This is a genomic window from Halomicrobium sp. IBSBa (assembly GCF_017612575.1).
Lineage (GTDB): Archaea > Halobacteriota > Halobacteria > Halobacteriales > Haloarculaceae > Halomicrobium.
The window spans coordinates 1-25891 of the sequence record NZ_JADPQC010000003.1; the positions used below are offsets into that span (position 1 = coordinate 1).

General features: G+C 66.0%; 27 protein-coding genes and 1 tRNA gene. 11 read left to right on the plus strand and 17 right to left on the minus strand.

Features of this window, described 5'->3' with window-relative positions; translation table 11 throughout:
* The first annotated feature begins 209 nt into the window (after positions 1 to 209).
* Positions 210 to 452, plus strand: a complete 243-nt coding sequence (locus IL252_RS09550; RefSeq protein ID WP_170094056.1) for a BolA family protein — start codon at positions 210 to 212, stop codon at positions 450 to 452.
* Between the two features lie 37 nt (positions 453 to 489).
* Positions 490 to 831, plus strand: coding sequence for a glutaredoxin (locus IL252_RS09555; protein ID WP_208627822.1), 342 nt, complete (start codon positions 490 to 492; stop codon positions 829 to 831).
* Here IL252_RS09555 and IL252_RS09560 read toward each other — a convergent pair.
* The 5 genes from IL252_RS09560 to IL252_RS09580 form a co-directional block, all read right to left on the minus strand.
* Positions 828 to 2750 carry a beta-CASP ribonuclease aCPSF1 gene (locus tag IL252_RS09560; protein WP_208627823.1) on the minus strand — a complete coding sequence of 641 codons (1923 nt, stop codon included), beginning with the start codon at positions 2748 to 2750 and terminating at the stop codon, positions 828 to 830. The two genes, IL252_RS09555 and IL252_RS09560, sit on opposite strands and share 4 nt — an antisense overlap.
* A gap of 169 nt (positions 2751 to 2919) precedes the next feature.
* Complete coding sequence (locus tag IL252_RS09565; RefSeq protein WP_208627824.1) at positions 2920 to 3969, minus strand: low specificity L-threonine aldolase; 1050 nt, start codon at positions 3967 to 3969, stop codon at positions 2920 to 2922.
* A 3-nt stretch (positions 3970 to 3972) separates the two neighbouring features.
* Positions 3973 to 4347 (minus strand): helix-turn-helix domain-containing protein, encoded by a 375-nt coding sequence (locus IL252_RS09570; protein WP_208627825.1) that lies wholly within the window; start codon positions 4345 to 4347, stop codon positions 3973 to 3975.
* Positions 4348 to 4481: 134 nt separating this feature from the next.
* Positions 4482 to 4748, minus strand: coding sequence for a MarR family transcriptional regulator (locus IL252_RS09575; RefSeq protein WP_018259440.1), 267 nt, complete (start codon positions 4746 to 4748; stop codon positions 4482 to 4484).
* Positions 4749 to 4837: 89 nt separating this feature from the next.
* Positions 4838 to 6829: an AMP-binding protein gene (locus tag IL252_RS09580; RefSeq protein ID WP_208627826.1), complete on the minus strand. Its 1992-nt coding sequence runs from the start codon at positions 6827 to 6829 to the stop codon at positions 4838 to 4840.
* A 191-nt stretch (positions 6830 to 7020) separates the two neighbouring features.
* Between IL252_RS09580 and IL252_RS09585 the strand changes: the two genes are divergently transcribed.
* Positions 7021 to 7425, plus strand: coding sequence for a CBS domain-containing protein (locus IL252_RS09585; protein WP_015763012.1), 405 nt, complete (start codon positions 7021 to 7023; stop codon positions 7423 to 7425).
* A gap of 119 nt (positions 7426 to 7544) precedes the next feature.
* Here the strand turns inward: IL252_RS09585 and IL252_RS09590 are convergent, their stop codons facing one another.
* Positions 7545 to 8522 carry an ROK family protein gene (locus IL252_RS09590; RefSeq protein WP_208627827.1) on the minus strand — a complete coding sequence of 326 codons (978 nt, stop codon included), beginning with the start codon at positions 8520 to 8522 and terminating at the stop codon, positions 7545 to 7547.
* A 249-nt stretch (positions 8523 to 8771) separates the two neighbouring features.
* Here IL252_RS09590 and IL252_RS09595 point away from each other — a divergent pair, with 249 nt between their 5' ends.
* The gene (locus IL252_RS09595; protein WP_208627828.1) at positions 8772 to 10301 is read left to right on the plus strand and encodes a YegP family protein; all 1530 of its coding nucleotides are present in this window, start codon (positions 8772 to 8774) and stop codon (positions 10299 to 10301) included.
* A 4-nt stretch (positions 10302 to 10305) separates the two neighbouring features.
* Here the strand turns inward: IL252_RS09595 and IL252_RS09600 are convergent, their stop codons facing one another.
* Positions 10306 to 11112 (minus strand): MarR family transcriptional regulator, encoded by an 807-nt coding sequence (locus tag IL252_RS09600; RefSeq protein WP_208627829.1) that lies wholly within the window; start codon positions 11110 to 11112, stop codon positions 10306 to 10308.
* Positions 11113 to 11299: 187 nt separating this feature from the next.
* Between IL252_RS09600 and IL252_RS09605 the strand changes: the two genes are divergently transcribed.
* Positions 11300 to 11500 carry a hypothetical protein gene (locus IL252_RS09605; protein WP_153553192.1) on the plus strand — a complete coding sequence of 67 codons (201 nt, stop codon included), beginning with the start codon at positions 11300 to 11302 and terminating at the stop codon, positions 11498 to 11500.
* A 4-nt stretch (positions 11501 to 11504) separates the two neighbouring features.
* Here IL252_RS09605 and IL252_RS09610 read toward each other — a convergent pair whose 3' ends face one another.
* The 6 genes from IL252_RS09610 to IL252_RS09635 all read right to left on the minus strand — a co-directional run bounded on the left by IL252_RS09610 (position 11505) and on the right by IL252_RS09635 (position 18262).
* Positions 11505 to 13145, minus strand: a complete 1641-nt coding sequence (locus tag IL252_RS09610; protein ID WP_208627830.1) for an aryl-sulfate sulfotransferase — start codon at positions 13143 to 13145, stop codon at positions 11505 to 11507.
* Between the two features lie 79 nt (positions 13146 to 13224).
* Positions 13225 to 13410 carry a hypothetical protein gene (locus IL252_RS09615; RefSeq protein ID WP_153553194.1) on the minus strand — a complete coding sequence of 62 codons (186 nt, stop codon included), beginning with the start codon at positions 13408 to 13410 and terminating at the stop codon, positions 13225 to 13227.
* Between the two features lie 126 nt (positions 13411 to 13536).
* On the minus strand, positions 13537 to 14718 hold the full coding sequence (gene glmU / locus IL252_RS09620) for a bifunctional sugar-1-phosphate nucleotidylyltransferase/acetyltransferase (protein WP_208627831.1): 1182 nt from the start codon (positions 14716 to 14718) through the stop codon (positions 13537 to 13539).
* Between the two features lie 145 nt (positions 14719 to 14863).
* A tRNA-Glu gene (locus IL252_RS09625) sits at positions 14864 to 14938 on the minus strand.
* A gap of 66 nt (positions 14939 to 15004) precedes the next feature.
* Complete coding sequence (locus IL252_RS09630; RefSeq protein WP_208627832.1) at positions 15005 to 16117, minus strand: PAS domain S-box protein; 1113 nt, start codon at positions 16115 to 16117, stop codon at positions 15005 to 15007.
* Between the two features lie 180 nt (positions 16118 to 16297).
* Positions 16298 to 18262 (minus strand): 3-hydroxyacyl-CoA dehydrogenase/enoyl-CoA hydratase family protein, encoded by a 1965-nt coding sequence (locus IL252_RS09635; RefSeq protein WP_208627833.1) that lies wholly within the window; start codon positions 18260 to 18262, stop codon positions 16298 to 16300.
* Between the two features lie 113 nt (positions 18263 to 18375).
* Between IL252_RS09635 and IL252_RS09640 the strand changes: the two genes are divergently transcribed.
* Positions 18376 to 19533, plus strand: a complete 1158-nt coding sequence (locus IL252_RS09640; protein ID WP_208627834.1) for an acyl-CoA dehydrogenase family protein — start codon at positions 18376 to 18378, stop codon at positions 19531 to 19533.
* Here IL252_RS09640 and IL252_RS09645 read toward each other — a convergent pair.
* Positions 19530 to 19919 carry a hypothetical protein gene (locus tag IL252_RS09645; protein ID WP_208627835.1) on the minus strand — a complete coding sequence of 130 codons (390 nt, stop codon included), beginning with the start codon at positions 19917 to 19919 and terminating at the stop codon, positions 19530 to 19532. The genes IL252_RS09640 and IL252_RS09645 overlap by 4 nt on opposite strands.
* Before the next feature lie 102 nt (positions 19920 to 20021).
* Between IL252_RS09645 and IL252_RS09650 the strand changes: the two genes are divergently transcribed.
* Entirely contained in the window at positions 20022 to 20630 is a 609-nt protein-coding gene (locus IL252_RS09650; protein WP_208627836.1) for a DNA-3-methyladenine glycosylase, read from the plus strand.
* A gap of 179 nt (positions 20631 to 20809) precedes the next feature.
* On the opposite strand, the gene IL252_RS09655 is transcribed toward IL252_RS09650, so the two are convergent.
* Complete coding sequence (locus IL252_RS09655; protein WP_208627837.1) at positions 20810 to 21082, minus strand: hypothetical protein; 273 nt, start codon at positions 21080 to 21082, stop codon at positions 20810 to 20812.
* 44 nt (positions 21083 to 21126) lie between these two features.
* Positions 21127 to 21591: a nucleoside deaminase gene (locus IL252_RS09660; protein WP_208627838.1), complete on the minus strand. Its 465-nt coding sequence runs from the start codon at positions 21589 to 21591 to the stop codon at positions 21127 to 21129.
* A 233-nt stretch (positions 21592 to 21824) separates the two neighbouring features.
* On the opposite strand from IL252_RS09660, the gene cysE reads away from it, so the two are divergent.
* Positions 21825 to 22427, plus strand: coding sequence for a serine O-acetyltransferase (cysE, locus tag IL252_RS09665; protein ID WP_208627839.1), 603 nt, complete (start codon positions 21825 to 21827; stop codon positions 22425 to 22427).
* Between the two features lie 58 nt (positions 22428 to 22485).
* Here the strand turns inward: cysE and IL252_RS09670 are convergent, their stop codons facing one another.
* Positions 22486 to 23841, minus strand: coding sequence for a RimK family alpha-L-glutamate ligase (locus IL252_RS09670; RefSeq protein ID WP_208627840.1), 1356 nt, complete (start codon positions 23839 to 23841; stop codon positions 22486 to 22488).
* A gap of 170 nt (positions 23842 to 24011) precedes the next feature.
* On the opposite strand from IL252_RS09670, the gene IL252_RS09675 reads away from it, so the two are divergent.
* From IL252_RS09675 to IL252_RS09685, 3 genes are all read left to right on the plus strand, one after another.
* On the plus strand, positions 24012 to 25031 hold the full coding sequence (locus IL252_RS09675) for a succinylglutamate desuccinylase/aspartoacylase family protein (RefSeq protein ID WP_208627841.1): 1020 nt from the start codon (positions 24012 to 24014) through the stop codon (positions 25029 to 25031).
* Positions 25032 to 25130: 99 nt separating this feature from the next.
* Positions 25131 to 25526, plus strand: a complete 396-nt coding sequence (gene sdhC / locus IL252_RS09680; protein ID WP_015763031.1) for a succinate dehydrogenase, cytochrome b556 subunit — start codon at positions 25131 to 25133, stop codon at positions 25524 to 25526.
* On the plus strand, positions 25526 to 25891 hold the full coding sequence (locus IL252_RS09685; protein WP_170094078.1) for a succinate dehydrogenase hydrophobic membrane anchor subunit: 366 nt from the start codon (positions 25526 to 25528) through the stop codon (positions 25889 to 25891). Before sdhC ends, IL252_RS09685 begins: the two co-directional genes overlap by 1 nt.

The window sequence follows — 25891 nt, forward strand, 5'->3', positions numbered from 1 at the left end:
GCGGTTAAGCCTGCCAGCGTTCCGGTGAGTACTGGGGTGTGCGAACCCCTGGGAAAGCCGGTTCGCCGCCTGCTATTCATACTACAGAGCCCGCAGCCGTGGTGGCTGCGGGCTTTTTTCATATCGATCGGGGAGCAGCGGTGCCCGGTCTCTCCGTGCCGAGCGACCGCTGTAGCAAGCGTTTTTCCCCTCGCTCGCGTGCTGACCGTATGGACACGGACGAGATCGAGCGACTCATCGAGGCTGGAATCGACGACGCGGACGCGACAGTGACGATATCGCACGGGACTGCGGAAGACGACCACTACGCGGCGCGGGTCGTCGCGCCGGCCTTCGAAGGCGAGTCCCTCGTTGACCGTCACCAGCGGGTGTACGACGCCCTCGACGGGCATATGACGACGGACATTCACGCGATCGAAATCGAGACGTACACGCCTGGCGAGACGGACTAGCACAAGCCATTTGCGCACGGAGAGCGAGGACACCTGTATGACGTTCAATCCGAACGAGGGACTGCCACAGGACGAGGTCACGGAGCGCGTCGACGAGGCGATCGAGAGCAACGAGGTCGTCCTGTTCATGAAGGGAACAGAGATGATGCCTCAGTGTGGGTATTCGGACAAGGCACTCACGCTGATCGGACAGTGTCGCGACGACTTCGAGACGGTCGACGTACTCGAATCACTCGACGAGTACCGGGCGGCACTGGAAGAACACAGCGGTCGTGAGACGATTCCACAGACGTTCGTCGACGGGGAGTTCGTCGGCGGCAGCGATATCTTGGAGCAGTACGCCGAGCGGGGCGAACTCGAGGCGACGCTGCAGGCCTAGACGAACCGGAACGTTTCGAGGTTCTTCGGGTTGTAGGTCCGCATGTTGAACTTCTGGTAGAGCGCCGACGACAGCTGATTCGTCGACTGTTCGTCGCCGTGGACGCAGATGACCTTCTCGGGACGGGGGTGCATCGTCTCGACGAAGGTCTCCAGTCCCTGTCGGTCGGCGTGGCCGGAGAAGCCGTCGACGGTTTCGACTTCCATTTTCAGCGAGACGCGTTCGGCGCGGGGTCCGCTGACGTCCGAGAGTGTGATCTCGTCCTGTCCGCGCTGGATCTGTCGGCCGAGAGTCCCTTCTGCCTGGTAGCCGACGAACATCATCGTGTTGTCCGGGTCGCTACCGAGCAGACGGAGCCACGACATCACGGGACCGCCGGTGACCATCCCGGAGGTCGTGAGGACGATACAGGGTTCGTCGTCGGCGATGTCCTGGCGCATCTCCTGGCCGCCGTCGACCTGCTGGAACTGCTCGGCCAGGAAGGGGTTCTCGTCTTCGTAGAGAATCCGCTGGCGGAGGTCGTCGCGGAGGTACTCGGGATAGGCAGTGTGGATCGCCGTCGCTTCGCGGATCATCCCGTCGAGATAGACGGGCACGGTCGGAATGTCGCCGCTTCGCATCGCCTCTTCGAGGACGAGCATGAGTTCCTGTGACCGGCCGACGGCGAAGGCCGGAATGAGGATCTTCCCGCCTCGATCGTGGGCTTCGTTGATTGCTTTCTTCAGGACGCGCTCGGAGTCGGCCTGATCGGTCTGGTAGTCGTTTTTCCCGCCGTAGGTCGATTCGAGCACGAGCGTCTCGACCCGCGGGAAGTCGTTGACGGCACCGTCGAGGAGACGGGTATCGCGGTAGTGGATGTCTCCGGAGAAGGCGACGTTGTAGTGGCCGTCGCCGATGTGGAAGTGTGACACCGCGGAGCCGAGGATGTGTCCGGCGTTGTGCATCGTCAACTTCACGTCGGGCGCGATGTCGGTGACGTTGCCGTACTCGACGGGGATCGTGTGCTTGAGTGCGTCCCGGACCTGCTGGCTCTCGTAGGGCGGTGCGCGTCCCTCTTTGGCGGCGACGTCGAGATAGTCGAGCTGGAGGAGCCCCATCAGGTCCCGGGTCGGTGCAGTGGTGTAGATCGGGCCGTCGTAGCCGTACTTGAACAGGATCGGGATGAGCGCGGAGTGGTCGAGGTGGGCGTGCGTGAGTACGACCGCGTCGATCGACTGTGGCCCGGCGGCGAGGGCCTCCGGTGCCTGGAGGTACGGTACCTCTCCCTCCGCGCCGGGCTTGTCACCACAGTCGATGAGGATGCGCGACTCGGGCGTCGAGAGGATGAACGCGGCGCGCCCGACCTCGCGACAGCACCCGAGCGTCGTCAGGCGCACCCAGTCGGCGTCGTCCGTCGTCGGACGGTTGATCTGGCGACCGACGCGTTCGAGAATGTCGCGCCGTTCGGTCCGTTCCTGTTTGAGGAAGTTTCGGACGTTCGAGACGGTCGAGGACTCCATCGGTGGCGTTCGGACGACTTCCGGTGTCCAGCCGACCGATGCCGAGATCTCGTCGAGGGTCTCGCCGTGGCGGCCGATGACGAGGCCGGGCTTTTCGGCTTCGATGAACACTTCGCCGGTGTCGTGGTCGAAGTCGAGGTTCTGGACGCCCGCGGCTTCTGGAATGGTCGACGAGATCTCTTCGCGGGCGCGCTGCTCGTCGACGAGTGCGCCCTGCGTCGGGCGGACGTTGATGCGCTTCTGGAGGGTCTGGGCGAGGTTCGGTACGAGCCGGTCCCTGTTGGCGACCTTCCGTGCGTCGGGCGTGTAGATGACGAGTTCTGGCCCTTCGAACGTCACCGAGGCGATCTCGATGTCGTCCGGCGTTTCCTGCTCGACCGTTGTTCGAATCTTCTCAAGTGTCTCGTCTGCGGAACTCATGGGTTGAAATCAACGATTAGTGGCCGTCAGCGGCTGCGAAAACGACGGCAACGGGGGTTCGATAGATGCGGCTATGCTGGGGAGTGGCAAGAACCTTTGCTTCTCGATCCACGCACTCGGAGTTCCGACGGTCGGGGCAGGTCGCACGACGATCTGGCGTCGGGGACGGCTACTCGGTGGCCTCGCGGACCACGCGTCCGATCTGGTCGATCGCCGCGTCGACGTCGGCGCGGTCCACGTCGAGGTTAGTACACAGCCGCGTCGTGTACTCGGAGACGCTCCCACAGCGGACGCCACGCGCCACACAGGCCTCGACGAAGGCCTCGCTGGTGATCCCGGCTGGTTCGCTGTCGACGACGACGATGTTGGTCTCCGGTGTCGGCACGCGGAGGCCGTCTATCGCGTCGAGACCGGTCGCCAGTCGCCGTGCGTTCTCGTGGTCGTCGGCGAGTCGGTCGACGTTGTCGAGCGCTTCGAGGCCGGGTGCCGCGATCATGCCCGCCTGCCTCATTCCGCCGCCGAACAGCTTGCGGAGGCGACGGGCCTCGGTGACGAACGACTCGGTGCCCGCGAGGACCGAGCCGACGGGTGCGCCCAGTCCCTTGGAGAGACAGGCCATCACCGAGTCGGCTTCCCGGGCGAGCGCGGCCGGCGTGGTGTCCAGCGCGACCGCAGCGTTCCACAGCCGCGCGCCGTCGAGGTGGACCGGCACGTCGAGAGCGTGTGCCGCGTCACACGCAGCGTCGACGTGGGCTTCGGGGACCGCGACGCCGCCGCGGTAGTTGTGCGTGTTCTCCAGTGTCACCAGACCGGTCCCCGGTCGGTGCAGGTCCTCGGCGACGAACCCCTCGTTGATCTGTTCGGGGGTGGGGACGCAGCGCTCGCTGGCGTCGACGGTGCGACACTGGAGCTGTGCGTGCTGGGCGGTCCCGCCGAGTTCCCAGCGATAGATGTGTGACTCACGGTCCAGCAGGAGCTCCTGTCCGCGTTCAGTGTGGGCTCGGACGGCGATCTGGTTGCCCATGGTGCCGCTGGGAACGAAGAGCGCGTCGGCTTTCCCGAGCAGATCGGCGGCACGGGCCTCCAGTTCGGCGACGGTGGGATCTTCCCCGTACACGTCGTCGCCGACCGGGGCGTTGCGGGCGGCCTCCCGCATGGCTGTCGAGGGCCTGGTCACCGTGTCCGAGCGGAGGTCGATCGGGTCGTCGTGTCCGGACATGGATCAGGCCTGCTGGGCGGCGTCGTCGCTCGGTTCCGTCAGGTGAGCTTTCCCCCACTCGGCCATCGCGTCGATCACCGGTTCGAGCGACGAGCCCCGTTCTGTCAGGGAGTACTGGACCCGAAATGGCTGTTCGCTGATAACTTCGCGATCGACCAGGCCGTGTTCCTGGAGGTCTTCGAGACTGTCCGAGAGGACTTTGCTGGAGATCCCGTCGACGCTCTCTTTCAGTTCGTTGAACCCGGACGGGCCGTGTTCGAGCAGGCGGTGGACCAGTACCGGGTGCCACTTCTTGCCGATCACCGACGCCGTCGTCGTGATCGGACACCACTCTTCGCCGGCACACCACACTTCCAGGCGCTCGCTGGCGTCTGTCATCGTCGCACGGCTACGTGGTCCCCACGGTTATAGTTACGTGTCGTAAGTGGGTTCGGGATGGAAACTCCGACGGTCGGGGCTCTCGCGCCGCTGGCGGATCGATCGACGAAGAGAGACCGCAGCGGCCCGAATACCTACGGTGAGACTGTCGACGCTCGGTAGACCTTCTTGCGGGCGTCGGGCAGAAAGACCTCTTCGGTGACGAGATCGGCTTCCGAGAGGGTTTCGAGCGCGGCGCGCACGGTTCGTTTCGGGAGCAGCGTCTCCTCGGCCAGCTGTGCCTGCGTCATTGCTCCTTCGCTGTCGAGCACCCAGTGGACGAACTTGGCACTCGGCGGTGCGTCTTCGAGCTGGTGGCGTGGCAGTGACTCACCGGTGTCGGACTGTGTCGTTGCGGTCATCCAGTGACCATCCATTGTGGCTTCTGCATTAATAGCTCTTGGTTACCGCCAGCATACCCGGTCTGACCGACGTGTGGCGCGACGTGGACTCAGCTCTCGCGTTGTTCGCTGGCGGCGGCCGCCAGCGCGTCGATCGTCGCCGGATTCTCGATGCTGCTGGTGTCGCCGATCGTCTCGCCGGTGTAGGCACCCGCGACGGCCCGGCGGACGATCTTGCCGCTCTGGGTCTTGGGGAAGCCGTCGACGAAGACCACGTCTCGGGGCCGGAACGGCTTGCCGAGTTCGCGACCGACCTGCGAGCGCAGATCCGCCCGGAGGTCCGCGTCGGCCTCGACGCCGTCTTCGAGGACGACGAACGCGGCGACGGCGGTGCCCGTCGTGTCGTCTGGCACGCCGACGGCGGCGGCCTGATTGACGACGTCGTGTGCGATCAGTGCCCCCTCGACCTCCGCGGGGCCGACCTTCCGACCGGCGACGTTGAGTGCGTCGTCGGCTCGACCGTGGAGGTACCAGAGTCCGTCCTCGTCTTTCTGGGCCCAGTCGCCGTGATCCCAGCAGTCCTCCCACGTCGACCAGTACGCTTCGAGGTAGCGCTCGTCGCCGCTCCACAGGGACTTTGTCGTGCTGGGACAGGAGTCTCGTGCCACGAGAAAGCCCCGCTCGTGGTCGTCCGCGACGGACTCGCCGGTGCTGTCGACGATGTCGACGTCCATCCCCAGCCCCGGCCCGCCCAGCGTACAGGGCTTGAGGGGCTGAATCGGCATCGGCATGAGGAAGCACCCGCAGATCTCGGTGCCGCCGGAGATGTTGATGATCGGAGTCTCGCCGCCGCCGACGTGCTCGTAGAACCACTGCCAGGACTCGTCGTCCCAGGGTTCGCCCGTCGATCCCAGCAGCCGTAGCGACGAGAGGTCGTGGGCCTCGACGGGGTCGGTGCCGTGTTTGCGAAGCGCACGGATCGCGGTCGGACTGATGCCGAACTGGGTCAGTCCGTGGCGTTCGATCATGTCCCAGAAGCGGTCCGGGCCGGGATAGTCGGGCGCGCCCTCGTACATGAAGACGGTGCCGCCGAACGTGTGGGTCCCGATCAGCGTCCAGGGCCCCATCATCCAGCCGATGTCGGAGACCCAGAAGAACCGGTCTGCGGGCTGCAAGTCGAACCCGAAGTGTAGTTCCTTCGCCGTCTGCACCTGGACCCCGGCGTGCGTGTGGACGATCCCCTTGGGTTCGCCGGTGGTCCCCGAAGAGTACAGCAGCATCGACTCGTCGTTCGCGTCGAGGCGCTCGGTCTCGAAGGTCGCGTCGGCGGTTCCGACGGCGTCGGCCCACCGCTCGTCGCGATCGGTCCAGGAGATCTCGTCGACCGCACCCAGGCGGTCGAAGACGACGGTGTCCGTGACGCCGCCGGCCTGGTCGATGGCCTCGTCGAGGGTGTCTTTCAGCCGGATCTCCTCGCCGCGCCGGTAGAATCCGTCGGCGGTAAAGAGCACGCTACAGTCGCTGTCCGCGATCCGGGTCGCGGTCGCGTCGACGCCGAACCCGGAGAAGATCGGGACGGCGATCGCTCCCAGTTTGAAACAGCCGTACAGGATCGAGACGACTTCGGGAACCATCGGCATGTACAGGCCGACCGTGTCCCCCCGCTCGATGCCCCGCTCGCGGAGCGCGTTGGCCACGCGGTTGGCCTGTCGGTGGAGGTCGTGGTACGTGACGTGGCGCTGGTCGCCGGGCTCGCCCTCCCAGATGCAGGCCACGCGGTTGCGCGCCTCGCTGTCGAGGGCGGCGTGGCGATCCAGGACGTTGTGCGCGAGATTGATGGTGCCGCCGGGATACCACCGGGTGAACTGCGGGCCGTCCGTGTCGTCCCGGATCTGGTCGTACGGTTCGTAGAACTCGATGTCGAGGTAGTCGACGATCTCGTCCCAGAACCAGTCGATCCCGGAGGCGGGCTCTCCGTCTACGTGCCCAGTGGTGCGTGCGATCAGTTCCTCGTAGTCGGCGATGTCGTAGGTCCGCATGAACTGGGCGACGTTTGTCTCCTCGACGAACGACTCGTCGGGGATGTGGACGAACTCACCCATCGCACTCACCGCCGTCGCGGTCGGCTGTGGAACCCGCCGTCTGGCGAGTGACTCGCTGGCACATATCTATTCGTTTGACATTCATCGACAATGATTGCTTGGTGAACTATAGGGTAAACGACACTACCGAACTGGTGAACGGTTCTGCCGTGATGGCAACGCATATTAGGCCGACATTGGTACATCTGCACATGGACGACATTTTTGTCGGACGACTGATGACATCCGACCCGGTAACGGTCTCACCAGACACGCTCGTCGAGGACGCGGCACAGCTGATGATCGACGAATCGATCGGTTCGCTGATCGTCACCGACGACGACAACGACATCCGAGGGATCCTCACGTCGACCGACTTCGTGGAGATCGTCAAGGAGAGCGATCCGAAGGCTCAGACGACCGTCGAGCGCTACATGAGCACGGACGTGCTGACGACGACCGCACAGGAGCAGATTCAGGCGGTCGCAGACCTGATGCTCGAAGCGGGCATCCACCACGTCCCCGTCGTCGACGAGACCGAGGGCGTCATCGGGATCATCTCCACGACAGATCTCACCGCGTACGTCTCGACGGTCCAGACGCCGAGCCCGGCCTGACACGCTCTCTTTCCTGCGCACTCGCATCGACCGGACGCTTTCTCGGGCTGGCGATCGCCCGCCTGCGAACGATCCCGTCGCCCCCAGTGGCGACCGCGACACGGCGACAGACTGCCGTATCAGTCGTCCGTGTCGGCTCGTTCGCTCACGGTCGGTTCCCAGGCCCTCGCCTCCGAGCGCTGCTCGACGAATGCTGCGAGCGCGCCGTAGAGACCGATGTCGTCGCCCAGCCGGCTGATTCGGATCTCGGGTCGCTCGACGAACAGGTAGTCGTCGAGGTACCGGTCGATCCCGTCCAACACGACGCGCTCGTTGTTCATCGCGACGCCGCCGCCGACGGTGATCAACCCCGGATTGAGAGCGTTACAGATGGCTCCGATCCCGGCCGCGTTGTACCGCGCGACGCGATCGAGACAGGACTGGGCGAACACGTCCCCCTCCGCTGCGGCCCTGAACACGTCCTGGGCCGTCACTTCGGCATCGAGGGTCGTCTCCGGTTCCTCTGTGCCGATCCGTCTGGACACGTTCCGGGCGATCCCACGTCCCGAGCAGAACGCCTCCCACGCGCCCGTGACGCCCGTACTCTCCACGTCGCTGTCGGGTGCGACCGGGAGCAGACCGAACTCGCCGGCCTGGGCCGACTCCCCTCGGACGAGCCGGCCGCCGTCGACGACGCCGCCGCCGATACCGGTGCCGAACGTGACGTGGACGAGGGTGTCGACGTCGTCGCGAGAGCCGTAGTGCCACTCGCCCAGCACGGCGGCGTTGCAGTCGTTTTCGACGACGACCGGAAGACCGTGGGCCTCGTGGATCGCCCGGCCGGCTTCGATCCGATCGACGGTGTCGCCGTCGGTCGTGTCCAGCTCGTCGATCTGGGCTCTGTTTCTGTCGACGAGGCCGGTACAGGAGATGGCGACCCCGGAGAGCGGTTCCGTCGCCGCCGCGGTCAGATCCGTGACGGCGTCGACGAGCTGTCGCTCCAGATCGTACGGTCGAGTCGGTTCGACGGTCACGTCCGTGACGATATCCCCGCTCGGGACCGCGACCCCGTACCGAAAGTTCGTGCTTCCGATCCCGAACACGGCGACCTGATCCATACACCATTTCATCCGTTCACTCAACTTAAGTATCCTTCCGTTAGCGGTCGCCCGGCTTCGGTGGCGACCGGCAGGCGTCGCCTACGCCATCCCGACTGCGATTGTCCCGACTGGACGAGTCCCCGGACCGACACGTATCAGTCGCGGTCGGTTCGAGAGGCAGTTCTCCCGCGGGTAGCCGCCCTATACCGGAGATTGCGGAACCGTACTGCATCTTTAAGTATCACGTGGTCGATATTCATTATAGATATGGCAAGTTCCAGTTCGGAGGACGGGGCCCTGCTCGAGTGGTATCGCAACCGCATCGCCGAGCCGACGACCGACGACGAAGTATACGGATACTGGTTGTTCGTCTTCGGTGTTATGATCGGTCTGTTCGGCGTGTTACTCGCCGGCTCGACTGCCACACAGACCAGCGGCTCGTTCCAGCGACTGGCCGGGATCGCTCTGGGCGGACTCGGACTGCTGTTCGTCCTGATCGGGCCGATCGTCCGGCTCCCGCTGGAACGACGGGCGACGAGGGTCGCCTACGTCGGAGCGGCCATCAGTATCCTCGCGATCGTCTGGCTCGTCCTCTCGTTCGACGGCGGGCGCGGCCAGCGTTCGATCGTCTTCGGGACCTACGGCATCGGGATGGCCGTCATCGCGCTGGGCGCGATCCTCGTGCCGATGATGAACGAGACCGACGGCGAGACCGCCGTCTCGGCCGCGGAGTCGTCGGCCCAACGGGCACAGGCGGACGCCGACAGTGCCCGTATGGAGGCCGACGAACACCGAGCGGAGGCCGACGACCTTCGCGAGCAGGTCGCCGCTCGGACCGACGAACTGGCAGTGCTCCACGACAGCGCGGCGACGTTCGAGCTGTACGAGGACAGGGGTGGCAAGTACCGCTGGCGGCTCCGCCACCGCAACAGCAACATCATCGCCGACAGCGCGCAGGGGTACTCCCGCCGCGTCGACGCCCAGAACGGGATCGAGAGCGTTCGCCGCAACGCACTGGGCGGCGCGCTCGTGGAACTCGAAACCGAGATCGACGACTCGACCGACGAGGCCGAGACGGGCGTCGTCGCCTACCCGCCGGGCGAGAGCAAGGCGACGTTCGAGCTGTACGAGGACAACGCGGGCGGATACCGCTGGCGACTCCAGCACGCCAACGGCAACATCATCGCCGACAGCGGCGAGGGCTACACCGAGCGCCGCGAGGCCGAGGCGGCCATCGAGCGCGTGAGCGAGCGGGCCGGACCGGCACAGTACCTCCGTGCCGATCCGACGGCCTTCGAGGTGTACCAGGACGCCGCCGAAGAGTGGCGCTGGCGGCTGATTCACAAGAACGGCAAGATCCTCGCCGACAGCGGTGAGGGGTACGCCTCCCGCAGCGGGGCTCGCGACGCCGTCGATCGGGTCCGGTCGGGGCTGGAAGACGACGACTACGAGTTCGAGATCTACGAGGACACGGCCGGCAAGTACCGCTGGCGGCTCGAAGCGGACAACGGCGAGATCGTCGCCGACAGCGGGCAGGGCTTCAGCGAGGAGCGGGGCGCACGCGAGAGCATCGATCGCATCGAGGGACACGCGCCCGACGCCGCGGCGCTGGACATCGGACTGGCGGCTTTCGAGGTCTTCGAGGACAACGCCGGACAGTATCGCTGGCGACTCCGCCACCGCAACGGGAACATCCTCGCGGACGGCGGCCAGGGGTACAGCTCGCGGACGAAGGCCTTCGACGGCATCGACAGCGTCAAGCGAAACGCGCCCAACGCCGAGACCACCGACGCCTGACGGCTCAGTCGTCGTACTCGACGATCTCGAAAGCCGCGTCGCCGTTTCTCAGGGTGTCGGTCAGTCCGGCGAGATCGTCCGCCACCGCCAGCAGACACACGTCGAGCCCCTTCGTCGCGGCCTCCGCGACGGCGGCCGCCGTCGCGAACTGGATGTCGATGTCGAGGTCGGCGGCGTGGGCCGTCGCGACGGCCTCCGTCCCCGAGACCGCGAGCAAGTCGTGGTCGCGCGCTTCTGGGGCGACGGCCGCGTGATCCACGTCGCCGCTCCCGCCGTCGCGGATCGGCGGGATCGAGACGATCGTCACCGTCCCGAGGTCGTACTCCAAGACGCCGTCGAAGTCAGTGATACCCACGTCCCGGCCCGCCTCGGCCGCCGAGACGGCGACCGCGGTCGCCGTCCCGGCCTCGCCCGGTGTCGCGTGCAACACGCCGTCTCGCATCGTCAGCGAGACCGCCTGCCCGTCCTCGATGGCGGTGGTCGCGATGGCGGTCTCGATCTCGACTTCGCCGATCACGTCCTCAGAGACGTGGTCGACGAACTCCCGGAGGTCGGTCGTCTGCGTGATGAGCCAGTCGACCCCCTCCTTGGTGACCTCGTAGCGCCCTCGTCCGTGCTTCTGGACGAACTCGTTCTCGACGAGATCCTGGAGGTAGTTCGAGACCGCCTGCGAGGTGATGCCGATGCTGTCGGCGATCTCCTGTTGACTGACTGCCGGCTGGCGCTCGGCGATCTCGATGAGGATCTGGTACTGGGTCGCCGACCGCTTGCTCTGGAGGACCGTGGTGCCGTCGTGTGCCCCGTCCGTCATTGTCGATGCTGAGGGCGGCCGGGACAAGTATGTTTGCCCTTTCTCCCCACAGGACCGGCGCTGGGGCACTCACGATCGTCTAAAGGAAAGTCGAGTTGCCACCGGGCAAGCCACGTTGTGGTCGGTCCCAGCGTGGTTGTGCCAGGAAAACCGATGATATTTCACCCCACTGGACGGAGTGGCGACCATGACGGACGACGAACTCCCCGACATCCCCGTGATCTGTACGGACTGTGACACCCGGACCAAGGTCGCGTTCGACGAGGTCGAGGCGGCGGTCGAGCGCCACAACGAACAGCTCCACGACGGTGAGACAGTCGCGCAGGTCGATCCCGAGGTCATGGAGGTCCTCGCCGACCGCGTCGCCGAAGATCTGGGACTGCTGTAGGCCGTCAGCGGACGTTTTCGACCCCTGTTCTGACGCGTCGCCCGATGCCGGCGGCGACGCCCCGGAGCGTGTGGCCCGCCCAGTAGAACTCGCTGCCCGCCCAGCACAGACCGACGAGCACGAACAGCGTGGCGAAAGCCAGGTCGGTAAAGAGGACCCACGGCGGTGCGGTGTAGAGGATCCCGTTCGTGACCAGCGACGGCGTCACGTCTTTCAGGGTGAGCCAGAACCGGTCGGTGGGGGTCCGATCGCCGCTGGTCTCGACCGACGCTCCGACCGAGGGCGGCGTCGCCGTCCCGTTCGCCGCTCCCTCCGGCTGGGTCCGGGGTTCGATCGGTGCCCGTCCCCTGAGCCGTGCGGCCGGTCCGCCCTCGCTCTCGTCGCCGGTTCCGATCCGCTCGACGTCGTAGGGCATCCCGACGGTGGCCGACCAGACGATCTCGTCGTCGGCGTTCACCTCGACGAGTCGGTTGCCGTTCGAGTCGACCAGCAGCGTGTTGCCGTTAGGGAGACGGTCGGCGTCCCGTGGCCACTTGAGACGCACGTCCTGCCAGGACCAGCTCTGGACCCACTCGCCGTCGACGCGCTGGTACTCGACGACGCGGGCGTTCTCGGAGTCCGCGACGACGACGGCGGGGCCACCGTACGCTTGCGGGATGTAGTCGGCGTTGTGTTGCTCGTAGAGGATCGAGTGGTTGCCGTCCTCGCCGAGGGTCCAGTCTTCGTCGACGGCGTACCCGCCGCCGTCGGTCCGGTCGAGGAAGATCACCTCGTCCATGTTGCGCGGACTGAGCATGATCCGGCCGTCGGACAGCACTTCCACGTCGTTGACGTGCGTCCAGTCCCCGCCCTGACCGCCGGCTTCGGGGCTGTAGTGTTCGTCGAAGCGCCACTCCCAGACGATCGAGTCGTCGCGCGTGTCCACGACGAACACCGAGTCTTCGACGATGTCGGCGACGATCAGGTGGGTGTCGTTGAGCCGATCCACGTCGTGCCAGCGGCCGGACGCGACCTGTGGCGTCATCTCGGCGTACACGGTCTCGTGGTCGCCCGTGGTGAGGTTGACGCGGTTGACGACGTTTCGCGTACACTGGTCGCCGTGGAACTGTTCGCACTCTGTCCCCTCGAAGTGTTTCGCGGCGACGTACTCGACGGTGTAGCGCTCGCCCTCGACGGGATCCACGTCGAAGTAGACCCGGTAGGTGTCGTTGAAGTAGACGACGCTACCGTCGGGCGTCAGCGCGGCCAACTCTGCCGTCTGGCCGCTCACGTAGAACCCCTGTGTCGCGACGACGGTCAGGCCCCGATCGCCGCTGGCCGCCCGGACCTGCCGGGTCGACCAGTTCTCGCCGGGCAGTGTCTCGGACTTCGCCCGGTCGAACCGTGATTCTACGTCGATCCCCGTCAGACCAGTCGACGGCGGTGTCGCCGTGGGCGTCGCGTCACCGCCGGCCGATCCGTCGTCCGCCGTCTCGTTCGCGCCGCTCGATTCCGGCGTCGCAGTCGCCGTCTCGGTGACGGTCCCACCGGTCTCGGTCTCGGCACCGGCAGTCGACTGGAGAAACGACTGTCCGACCGCCGCGGCCGAGAGGATCATGACCGTCAGAAAGAGGACTCGCAGCGCCGATCGTGTGCGCGCTCTCATCCGTTGAACGGGCGGAGAATCGACCGACTGCGGTTAAGTCTTTGTGAACGCTCAACGTCGCTTTGAGCGATCGGGTCGCTCAGCGCTCGTCCCACGCGTTCAGACAGGACTCGTCACAGAAGTGCGCTTCCTGGACGGTGTCGTCTTCGATCCAAGTCACTTCGCGGTGGGTCGGTTCGTTCACGATCGCGTCACCACAGTGCTCGCAGTCGGGCGCTTCGGACTCGTCTAAGTCCTCGTGATGGTCCGATGTGGGATCTACCATTAGCCGAACCGTCGGTGTCGCGGTATTTAATCCCAAAGATATCTCACGCGCCGTGTACCCCTTCGCTTGACTGCCTGTCCGGAATCGCTGCCCTCGGCGTCACGGACGGACAGTCACACTGCCGGCTTACCGATCCCGCGTGACCGACTCGCCCGGCGTCGTGCTGGCCCCGCTCGACAGGGTGACGCCGGGATTGATGCTCGTGTTGACCGCGGTCTTGACGCCGTCTCCGGCGACGACGCCGTACTTTCGTCGGCCGGTCGAGACGCGGTCGCCCTTGACGGTCTGTCTGACCGGCTCCCCGTCGTGACGGAGGTTCGCCACCTGCGTGCCGGCTCCGAAGTTCACGTCCTCGCCGAGGACGCTGTCGCCGACGTAGGTGACGTGGGGGACGGCCGAGCCCGCACCGATCACGCTGTTTTTGATCTCGACGCCGTGGCCGACGTGGGTGTCCTCGGCAAGGAGCGTCGCTCCGCGGACGTAGGCGTTGGGTCCGACTTCCGCGCCGGAACGGATCAGCGCCGGCCCCTCGACGACGACGCCGGGCTCGACGGTCGCGCCGGCCTCGACGACGACGGTTCCGCGAAGCGTCGCGTCACCGCGGACTTCGCCGTCGATCCGCCGATCGAGTTCGCCCAGCTTCCACTCGTTGGCCGCCAGCAGCTCCCAGGGTCGTCCCACGTCGAGCCAGCGGTCGACCTCGACCGCGGAGACGGTTCCGGTCTCGATCGCCCGCGCGACCACGTCGGTGATCTCGTACTCGCCGCGCTCGCTTTCCTCGACGTCGAGCCACTCGCGGGCGTCGGCCGGGAACACGTACGCGCCGGCGTTCGCGAGCTCCGTCGGCGGGTCGTCGGGCTTCTCGACGATCCCGGTCACGGTGCTCCGGTCGGTCGAGAGGACGCCGTAGGCCGTCGGATCGTCGACGCGAGACGCCGCGATGGCCGGGCCGGCGTCGAACAGCGCGGCGATCGACGACTGATCGTAGAGGTTGTCGCCGTTGAGGACGGCGAAGGGACCGTCGAGGTGCTCGCGGGCGGCCCTGACGGCGTCCGCGGTGCCGCGTTGCTCGGCCTGGACCGCGAACTCCACCGGGACGCCGCGATACTCCTCGCCGAAGTACGACCTGACCGCGTCGGCTTCGTAGCCGACGACCAGTATCAGCTCGCTCGCCCCCGCCTCGACCGCCGCGTCGGCGGTGTGTGCCACCAGGGGCCGGTCTGCGACCGGCAACATCGGTTTCGGCGTGTCCGCCGTGAGCGGTCGCATTCGCGTCCCCTCACCTGCCGCGAGGATGACTACTTGCATACGCGCCGAGACTCACGGCATCCATTTGAAGCTACGGTCGACGGGACGGGTGGCCGGCGGCCCGAGTCGACGCCGGGACCGTCGCTACGCGGTTTCGTGTCCTTCTGGAACTGGCTCTCGTTCACGAAACTGTTCGCGAGAGAAATGCTCGCTCAGGGATTTGAACCCTGGTCATTGGCTCGAAAGGCCAATATGATTGGCCGGACTACACCAAGCGAGCGACGCATATAGGGAGATAGGCTCGTGGTATTTAAAATCGTCTTTCTGCAGGCAGTTTGCGAACCACTCACTCGAATTCGACGCCGGAGACGGTGACCCGGAGGCCCCCGCTCTCGCTCTCGGACAGCGAGAGCTGCCAGCCGTGGGCCGTCACGATCTGCTCGACGATCGTGAGGCCGTAGCCGGTGCCGTGGTCGGTCGTCGTGTACCCGTACTCCAGTACGTCGTCGCGCTCGCTGGGCTCGATTCCGGGGCCGTCGTCGGCGACGAAGAGCCCGTCTTCGGTCCGGTCGACAGTGACAGTCACGCCGGGACCCGCGTGACTGGCGACGTTCTCGAAGAGGTTCTCGAACACCTCCAGCAGTCGGTTCTCGTCGGAGAGCACCGTCCCGAGGTCGTCGCTGGCCGAGAGCGAGCCGTCCTCCGGTCCGGCAGTCGTCCAGGCTCGGTGGACGATCCGTTCCACGTCGACGGGTTCGGGTTCCGTGATCCGATTGCCGTCCCGAGCCAGCGTCAACACGTCCTCGATGAGCGCCTCGATCCGTTCGAGTGACTGCTCGATGTGGTCGAGGTGGGCCGTATCGGCCGTCTCGCGGGCCAGCTGGAGCCGTCCCATGGCGACGTTCAGCGGATTGCGGAGGTCGTGGCTGACGACGCTGGCGAACTGTTCGAGTCGCTCGTCCTGCCGCCGGAGCTTCTCCCAGCCCTCGACGCGTTCGCTGATGTCTGCGATCGTCCCGACGTTGTAGCGGGTCCCGTCGACCTCGATGGCCGTGGTGTGGGTCTCGACGGGGACCTCGGTGCCGTCGAAGCGGCTGTGTCTCGCCTCGCGCTGTCGCGTCTCTCCGACCTCGAACGACTCCCAGTACTCCTCGAATCGCGCTCTGTCGATCGCCGGGTTCACCTCCCACAACCCCGTCCCGTGTAGCGACTCGCGATCGGTCCCCAGCAGATCGGCGTACGCCTGGTTCACGTAAGCGAATCGTCCGTCAGCCCCGTAGACGCCGACGGCGACGCCGACACGCTCCACGACGGCGTTGAAAAATCCCGGCTCGAAGCCGCCGTCGGCCCGTCCGTCCGCCCGCGATCGCTGGTCCGCGACACCTCGTCGCCGGCCGTCGCTGGCAGGCTCGCTCTGTGCACCGTCCCGGTCGCCGTGTCTGCTGTGTTCCCCCGTCATGTTCGCACCCACAGCGCGTACCTGACGCTGATACTCCCTCTTTCGAGCCCAGCATCAAAAACCCCTCCCGTGGTAGCACGACACATCCACCACAGGAGGGCGAATCGATCGTTGCCGTTCAGGTGGTTCCGACACCCGACCGGCAGGGTGGGGATCGATCGCGAACGACGGTCGACGGCCCTACTTGCCCTGGAAGTCCGGGTCGCCGTCGCCCATGAACGCCGTGATGCCCTCCATCACGTCGTCGGTGCCGATGAGGTGGCCGAAGGCCTGGGCCTCGACCTCCAGTCCGGCGTCGGTGTCGTCGCGCCCGGCCAGCATCGCCTTCTTGGTCAGCTCCTGGGCGACGGGCGGTCCGGCGGCCAGATCGGTGGCCAGTTCGAGCGCCCGCTCGTCGATCTCGTCGTTGGGGACGACCTCGTTGACGAAGCCGTAGTCGGCCATCTCCGCGGCGTCGTAGCGCTCGGCCGTGAAGATGATCTCCTTGGCGCGGCCCTCGCCGACGATGTTGCTCAGGCGCTGGGTGCCGCCCCAGCCCGGCAGCAGGCCGAGGTCGTGCTCGGGCTGGCCGAGTTCGGAGCGCTCGCTGGCGACGCGCATGTCCGCACAGGTGGCCAGTTCCATCCCACCGCCCAGCGCGTAGCCGTCGATGCCGGCGACGACCGGCATCGGACAGGATTCGAGTTTGCCGAACGTCTGCTGGCCCTTTCGGGAGAGCTCGATCGCTTCCAGCGGCGTCGCGTTGCTCGCCATCGACTGTACGTCCGCACCCGCGGAGAAGGCCCGGTCGCCCGCGCCGGTCAGCAGGATCGCACGCACCTCGTCGTCCTCTTCGAGGTGGTCGACGGCGTCGGCGATCTCGTCCATCATGTCCGGACTGACCGTGTTCATGCGGTGTGGACGATCGAGTTCGATCTGGGCGACGTACTCCGCGGGGTAGGAAAGCGAGATCGAGTCGTAGTCGGCCGACGCTTCCTCCTCGTCGTCGTAGAATCCACCCTCCTCGGCGGCCGCTTCGAGGCCCGCCGAGAGTTCGTAGCGGGCCGCACCGGTCTCCTCGTGGGCCGTTTCGAGCGCGTCGACGAGCGCCTCCAGCCCCGCCTCGTCTGCGAGCTTCGCCGGTCCGTCCGGGAAGCCGCCGCCGAGCATCACGGCCTCGTCGATGTCGCTGACGGGCGCGACGTCGTTTTCGACCAGCTTCCCGACCTCGTTGGCCATCACGGCCAGCAGGCGATGCTCGACGTCCTCGCGGCCAGCGTCCGTCGGGATGTCGACGCCGCCGTCCTCGTAGTCGTAGAACCCTTCGCCGGACTTCTTGCCCAGCCGCTCGTCTTCGACCGTCTCTTCGAGGAGTGGACACGGTGCGTACTGCTCACCGAGCACCTCGTGCATGTATTCGAGGACGTGGAGGCCGACGTCGTTGCCGACCTGATCCGAGAGTTCGAACGAACCCATCGGCAGCCCCATGTCGAACTTCGTCGTCGAGTCGACCTCGGCGATCGTCGCCACGTCGTCGTGGACGAGCCAGCAGGCCTCGTTCATCAGCGGGACGAGGATGCGGTTGACGATGAATCCGGGCGAGTCCTTGCGGACGCGAACGGGGGTCTTGTCGAAGGCGTCGGCGAGTGCTTCGATCGCGTCGAGCGTCTCGTCGTCGGTGTGTTCTCCCGAGATGACTTCGACGAGGGGCATCCGGACCGGAGGGTTGAAAAAGTGCATCCCGCAGAACTGCTCTGGGCGCTCCGTGACTTCGGACAGTTCGGTGATCGAGAGGCTCGAAGTGTTCGTCGCGAAGATCGCGTCCTCGGGTGCGTAGGCTTCCACGTCGCTGTAGACGTCTTTCTTGATCTCCATTTTCTCCGGGACGGCCTCGATGACCACGTCGGCGTCGCCGACGGCTGCCTCCATGTCGACCAGCGGTGTCACGCGTTCCAGCGCCGCGTCGGCTTCGTCCTGGCTGAGCTGTTCTTTTTCCGCGAGCTTGTCGAGGGACCACTCGATGTTGTCGTACCCGTCCTGGACGAACTCCTCTTTGATGTCGCGCATCTGCACGTCGTAGCCCGCGATGGCGGCGACCTCGGCGATTCCGTGACCCATGTTCCCTGCGCCAAGTACCGCCACAGTCTCAATGTCCTCAAAATCCATGACAGGCGTATCCACTCTCGCCCAGGGTTTCAACGTTTCTCTCGCACAACAACCACGTTGCCGTTTATTTCTGTACGAAATCATTATCCGTGATACCAGTTAACACTGGTAACATGGACTTCGACCTCACAGACGAGCAACGGCAGGTCCGAGACGAGGTGCGACGGTTCGCGGAAAACGAGATCAAACCCAACGCGACCGAGTACGACACCGAGGAGAAGTATCCTCGCGAGATCGTCGAGCAGGCGGCCGAGATCGGACTCACGGGCGCGAACATTCCCATCGAGTACGGCGGGGTCGGCTACGACACGCTGACCAACGCGATCATCGCCGAAGAGCTGTTCGCGGCCGATCCCGGCATCGGACTCTGCATCCAGTCGACCGCCTTCGGGGCGGACGCGCTCGTCGGCTTTGGCACCGAGGAACAGAAAGAGGCGTTCCTCGAACCGGTCGCGACCGGCGACGCCATCATGGGGGCGGCGATCTCCGAGCCCGACGTGGGTTCGGACGTGTCTTCGGTGTCGACACGGGCGGAGAAAGACGGCGACGAGTGGGTGATCAACGGCAACAAGATGTGGATTACCAACGGTTCGATCGGAGACTACTTCGTCGTACTCTGTAAAACGGACCCGGAGGCGGAGGGCCGGTACAACGGCTTCTCCCAGATCGTCGTCGAGGCCGATCGCGACGGGTTCGAAGCCGACAAGATCACCGGCAAACTCGGCATCCGCGCGTCCGACACCGCCGAGCTGATCCTCGACGACGTGCGCGTCCCCGAGGAGAACCTCGTCGGGACCCGCGGCGCGGGCTTCCTCCAGCTCATGCAGTTCTTCGACGAGACCCGGACGGGCGTCGCCGCACAGGCCGTCGGAATCGCGAAGGGAGCCGCCGAGCGCGCGCTCGATTACGCCGAGGACCGCGAGCAGTTCTCCAAACCCATCAGCGAGTTCCAGGCGATCCAGCACAAGCTCTCCGAGATGCACACGCAGGTCGAGGCCGCCCGGATGCTCACCTACAAGTCCGCCTGGAGTGTCGACAACGAGGACGACCAGCTGACGATGCTGGCCTCGATGGCCAAAGAGTTCGCCTCACGGGTCGCCGTCGAAGTCGCCGACGAGGCCGTCCAGATCCACGGTGGGGCCGGCTACGTCAACGACTTCGACGTCGAGCGGTTCTACCGCGACGCCAAGATCACCCAGATCTACGAGGGGACCTCGGAGATCCAGAAGAACATCATCGCGCGCGAGCTGCTCGGCAAAGGGATGACCTAAGCCGCGACGCGCAACGCTTCGTCGAGGCTATCGACCGTCTCGATGTCGACGCCGGGGATCTCGCCGATCTTGCTCTTGAGTGCCATCTTCTTGATGTCGTCCGACACGATAATCCAGTTCGTGATTCCGTACTCGGTGCCGGCCTCTGCGGCCTCCTGTGCCTTCTCGAAGACCTCCCCGTTGAGCGCCGACTCCATTTTCAGGACCGAGACGTGGGTGTCGATGGCGGGGTCGGTCGCCAGCTCTTCGAACCGCTCGTTGACGGCCGCAAAGACTTCCTCTTTCGTCTCGATGTCCGCACCGAACTCGGCGATCAGCGCGTTCTCCTCTACGTACAGGCTCCAGTCGTCTGTCGTCACGCTCACTGCTCTGTCCCCGCAGAACATAACTACGTTCCCGTGATTATCACCAGAGATATTCGTCCCCCGCTCTCCCTGGTCCGACGCTCGACCGCAACGTTCTCGACGCTCTCGTCCCATCGTCCCTCCGTGAGCGATCCACACGACCGACTCCGCGAGGATCCCGACCTGGGACCGCTCGTCGAGACTCACGGCGAACTGACGATCTCACCGGCCGAGGACTTCTTCGCGCGAATCCTGACATCGATCGTTCGCCAGCAGGTGTCGATGGCGTCGGCGGCTGCTACCCGCGAGCGACTGTTCGACGCCGTCGCGGTGACGCCGTCGGGCGTTCTGGCGGCCGACGACGAGACACTGCGTGACGCCGGCCTCTCTCGACAGAAGACGCGTTACGTCAACAACGTCGCGAGAGCCTTCGAGGAACGCGGACTCTCACGGGCGTACTTCGAGGACGTGGACGACGAAGCGGTCGTCGACGAACTCACGTCTATCACCGGCGTCGGCGAGTGGACGGCGAACATGCAACTCATCTTCTCGCTGGGCCGCGAGGACGTGTTCCCCGTCGGCGACCTCGGCGTCCGGAAGGGCATGGCGTCGCTCGTCGATCCGGAGCTGACCCGCGCCGAGATGTCCGCGTACGCCGAGCGGTGGGCTCCCTATCGGAGCTACGCCACCCTCTACCTCTGGCGCGTCGAAGAGGACATCGAAGAGAGTGTCGACGAGGTCGAATTGCTGTGACCGGCGCGTGTCCCACCGTCGGTGGCCGAAAGGCGGCCAGGAGGGCCGAACTGTCGTCCGGGACCCGGTGCATCAGGATCGAATCACGTCGCCGCCACTCGCCATCTCCCGTGCGAGTATCACAATACGACTGACAAGAACCTGTCGAAAGAAACCCGTGTGCGGGGCGGCTGCGGCGCTCACTCTCCGTCCATCTCGAAGTCCTCGATCGAGTGGCCCTGCCGGACGATCCGCTCGCTGATCAACAGCTTCTCCGTCCGGTCGAGTGCCTCCCAGTCGAGGTGGTCCGGGGGCGACGACTCCAGGGACTCGAACTGCTCGATCACGCGACCGTTGACGAATCGCGAGAACTCCTCGCAGTTCGGGCAGGTCACGGAGAGGTGCGAAACGTCGAAGTCGCGTGTCACGGTGTGCTCACGGCAGTTCGAGCACCGATACGTACGCTCGGTCATACCCATCGAAGGGGTTCGACGGGGTTGAGCACTGTGGTCCGTCGCTACCAGTCGAACGCCTCGTGGACGGCCAGTCCCGCCTCGTGACACACCGGGCCGGTCACGTCGGTGACGCCGTCGAGAATCGCTCCCGAGCGAACCGTCGGCTCGCCGCCGGTGAACTCGTGGATCTCGTCGCCGCCCACGCTGTAGACGATCCGCCCCAGTCCGACCGAGCGGAGGCCGCCGGCACACATCGGGCACGGTTCCGTGCTCGTGTACATCACCGTTCGGGCGCGTTCGTCCGGCGTGTACGACCGTTTGGCTTCCAGCGCGAGGTCGAGCTCCGGATGGCGTCGCAGGTCGCCCTCCGTGACGACGCGGTTCGACGCCGCCGCGATCTGCTCGTCGTCCCGGACGAGGACGGAACCGAACGGTCGGTCGCCGCGGTCGGCGGCCCCACGGGCGAGGTCGATGGCCGACTGTACGTGTCGCTCGTGATCGAAGTCCTCGAAATCGGGGTCTGCCATACCGCCACTCTGGCGTGCCCCACAAAGAAAGGCCGGGTCCTCCTGGCGGTCTCGCCGGGCAGTAGCGACGGGGTTTAAGAGGCTGGCTCTGCGAACGTAGAGTATGCTTCGCGGGCACGCTCGCGACCGATCGGTCGTCCCACGAACGTACGCTCTCGCTGGCTGTTGTCGGTGAGCGCCCCGCTCTTCTCGTCACCGCGCACCGCTCTCTCACCACGCCTGACACTCCAACAATGTTCGACCGCATCGCAGACGACATCCGATTCGCCAAGGCCAACGATCCGGCCGCAACGAGCACCCTCGTGGTGCTGTTGACCTATCCGGGACTGCACGCCGTCTGGTGGCACCGCCTCGCACACGCCTGTCACCGCCGCGGTCTCGACCTCGCTGCCGCCCTGCTGGCGTACGTCGGTCGATTTCTCACCGGCATCGAGATCCACCCCGGCGCGACCGTCGGCGAGCGGCTGTTCATCGATCACGGCATGGGGACCGTCGTCGGCGAGACCGCCGAGATCGGCGACGAGGTCGTGATGTACCACGGCGTGACGCTGGGCGGGAAGTCCAGCGAACCGGTCAAGCGCCACCCGACGATCGAGGACCGCGCGCTGATCGGTGCCGACGCGACGCTGATCGGCGACATCACGATCGGCGAGGACGCGACCGTCGGTGCCGGGTCCGTCGTCGTCGACGACGTGCCGCCAGACACGACCGTCGTCGGCAACCCCGCCCGCCCGATCGACGCCCTCGAAGACGAGGAGCCTGTCTCGGACGAGGACGGGGTCCACCCGGACTGCGCCCCCGGCGTCGAACCCCGTTGGCGGGAAGTCCAGTCGTAGGCGCTGTCGTTCCTCCCCGCTCGCGGAATCGAGATCCCTCGCTTCGCTCGGCGTCTCGCTACTCCTCTCCGGCTTCTTCTTCCTCCGCCTCCAGTTCGCTGTCGGCGTCGGCTCGCCGGGTCACGTCGACCCGGTAGTGCTGGAGGATGTCCCGCCCGAGCAAGAGCGGGTAGTCCATGTGCCCGCGGTCCTCGATGCTGGCGGTGACCGTGTGCTGGGTGCCGCCGACACCGACGACGAGGTCGACCACGGGTCGGGACTTGCCCTGCTTGAGGCTGCCAGAGCGGACGGTCACGATGTCCTTGATCGGGCCGGTGCCCAGACGAGTGGCCAGCTGTGAGTCGATGCTGGTCCGTGTCGCGCCGGTGTCTGACTTCGCGAGGACCGTCTCGGTGCCCCGAGTCCCGGCGACCATCACCTCCTCGATGTAGCCGACGACGGCCGGCTCCCTGGGTTCAGTCTCGACGGGCGTGGGCATGCATACCGGGCTGGAGTCGTCCAGCCGCTCTGCCAGCCGTTCGACGTCGTCGTCGGCCACGGTCCCGCCGGCCGCTTCGATCGCCAGCCGTGCGATGTGGGGTGCCGGACTCGTCCCCGTGGCCTTGAACAGCCCCCGGAACCCGGCCGTCGGGTTGACTTCCAGGACGAAGTAGCCGTCGGCTCCCTCGATGATGTCGACACCGGCGTAGTCGAGTCCGAGCACGTCCGCGGCTGTCGTCGCCATGTCGGCCACTTCCGGCGGGAGATCGTCGGTCACGTCCTCGACGTCGCCGCCGAGTGCGACGTTGGTCCGCCAGTCGCCGTCGGGTGCGTAGCGGTTCATCGCGCCGACGACGACGCCGTCGACGACGTAGACGCGCAGGTCGTGGTTGCGCTGGTCGTCGATGTCGAGGTACTCCTGGAGGAACGCCTGTCGCAGCCCGACCTGGGGGTTGACGGGATCGTCCAGATCGACGAGCCAGGTGCCGCCGCCGTGGGTCCCGATCGCGGTCTTGTACACTGCGCGGTCGCCGAAGCGAGCCCGCCCCTCGTTGAGTCGCTCGCTGGACAGCGCCAGCAGGGCGTCTGGCACCGGGACGCCGGCCTCCGCCAGCGCCATCGTCGTCGCGAACTTGTGCAGGGCCGTCGTGATGGCTTCGGGCGGGTTCAGCATCGGGACCAGCCGAGCCAGCGTGTGTGCGAGGCCGATCCCCTCGACGGGCTGTTCGTCGCTGGACAGGAGGAGTCGATTGACGACGACGTCAACGTCCGGTTCCAGCGTCACGTCTCCGTCTCGCACGTCGACGGCCGTGTTCTCCGCGCGGAGCCACTCGGTGTCGTAGCCCAGCGCGTCGACGGCGTTCAGAATCGCCTTCGTCTCCTTGCTGTTGTGGAGGCTCAGAACGCCGACCGTCGGAGCCGCAGCGTCGTTCATACACTGGGGACTCCCACAGACGCCAAAGCCCTGACGGTCGTCAGGAGGCGAGAGGCGGCCGCCGATTGGGGTTCGCCGACAGTGTGTGCCCCATCGCTTCGTATCGAGGGCGCGACCGCGGCGGGATCGACGGTCGGACCGGTTTTACCCTTCGGCGTCGATTGAGTGCTATGGACGAAGCGCGGCCGTTCACCTACGACGGCGGACGGGTGGACCCCGGCGAGACCGAGAACATTCGATACACGGTCAGCGAGACGTACCTCGGCGATCCCGTCCGGATGCCGGTCACGATCGTCAACGGCGAGGGTGCGGGCCCGAGGCTGTTTCTCGCGGCGGCGGCCCACGGCGACGAACTCAACGGCGTCGAGGTCGTCCGCGAGGTCGCCCACGAGTGGGACCTCGCCGATCTCTGTGGGACGCTGGTCTGCTGTCCCGTCCTGAACGTCCCGGGTTTCATCGCCCAGCAGCGATATCTCCCCGTCTACGACCGGGACCTGAACCGCTCGTTTCCGGGCCGAGACGACTCGACGGGTGCAAAGCGGATCGCCAACGAGATCTTCCGGAACTTCGTCGCACCGTGTGACTACGGGCTCGACTTCCACACCTCCACGCGCGGCCGGACCAACATGCTCCACGTGCGGGCCGACATGGCGGACGAGCGGGTCGCGCGACTGGCGAAGTCGTTCGCGACGAACGTCGTCATCGCTTCGGAGGGTCCAGAGGGAACGCTGCGCCGCGAGGCGACCGACGCGGGCGTCCCGACCGTCACCGTCGAGATGGGGGAAGCCCACCGCTTCCAGCGACCACTGATCGACCGGGCGCTCGTCGGCGTCCGCTCTGTCCTGGCGGAGTTCGGCCTCCTGCCCAGCGCGTCCGTCCACTGGCCGGGCTGGCGGACGATCATCGACGGGAGCGACGAGAAGACGTGGATCCGGGCCGACGCTGGTGGCCTCGTCGACATGCACTTCGACCGCGGTGCCTTCGTCGAGGCGGGCGAGCCGATCTGTACGATCGCCAACCCCTTCAAGACTGACCGGACGGTCGTCGAAGCGCCGTTCACCGGGCTGCTGGTCGGGGTGCTGGAGAACCCGCTCGTCTACCCCGGCAACCCACTCTGTCACCTCGTGAAACTCGACGACCGGACCCAGCGCGCCCTGGAGCGCAACGGCGGGATCGACGATCGCCCGTGAGCGACGTGTCACGCAGAACGTGAACTACCGATCATGTTTGCCGGGAGCGCGCGTACGTTGTAGTAACTTCTATTTGTCCCCGCTCCAAGTGCTGGGTGTATGAGTCAGTCTTACAATCGCGGCACCGTCGAGGACTTCGGACGGTGGCGGGACTTCTCGGCCGGGATGTGGGCGTGGATCTTCCACAAGTTCACCGGCTGGGTACTCGTCGGCTACCTCTTTACCCACATCGCCGTGCTGAGCACGGCGATCCAGGGGGAGGCACTGTACAACGGCACCCTGCAGGGACTCGAAGCCCTGCTCGTCGTTCGCTTCCTCGAGGTTGGCCTGCTCGCCGTCGCCGTCTTTCACATCCTCAACGGGCTCCGACTGCTGTTCGTCGATCTGGGGATCGGACTCGAAGCACAGGACAAGAGCTTCTACGCGTCGATGGTGCTGACGGGCGCGATCGTCGTCGCCAGCATCCCGACGTTCCTTGGGGGGAAACTCGTCTAATGGCCGAACACTACTCCTCTTTCGAACGCAAAGGATCGCGGTGGCTGCTACAGCGGGTCACGGCCGTGTTCCTCGTGGGCGTGCTGGCCTTCCACTTCATGCTGCTGCACTTCGTCAACCACGCGGCCGAGGTGACGCTGGCCGGCACGACCACGCGGATGAGTTCCATCGGCTACTTCACGACGATGTGGCTGTTCCTCGTGACCGCGACTTTCCACGGCGTCAACGGCGTCTACAACGCCCTCATCAACCAGGGGCTGACCGGGACCCGCAAGCGGGCGGTCAAGTGGGTGCTGATCGTCGCCGGTGTCCTGCTGATCGCACAGGGAACCCGCGTCGCCGTCGCCATGACCAACCTGATCTAA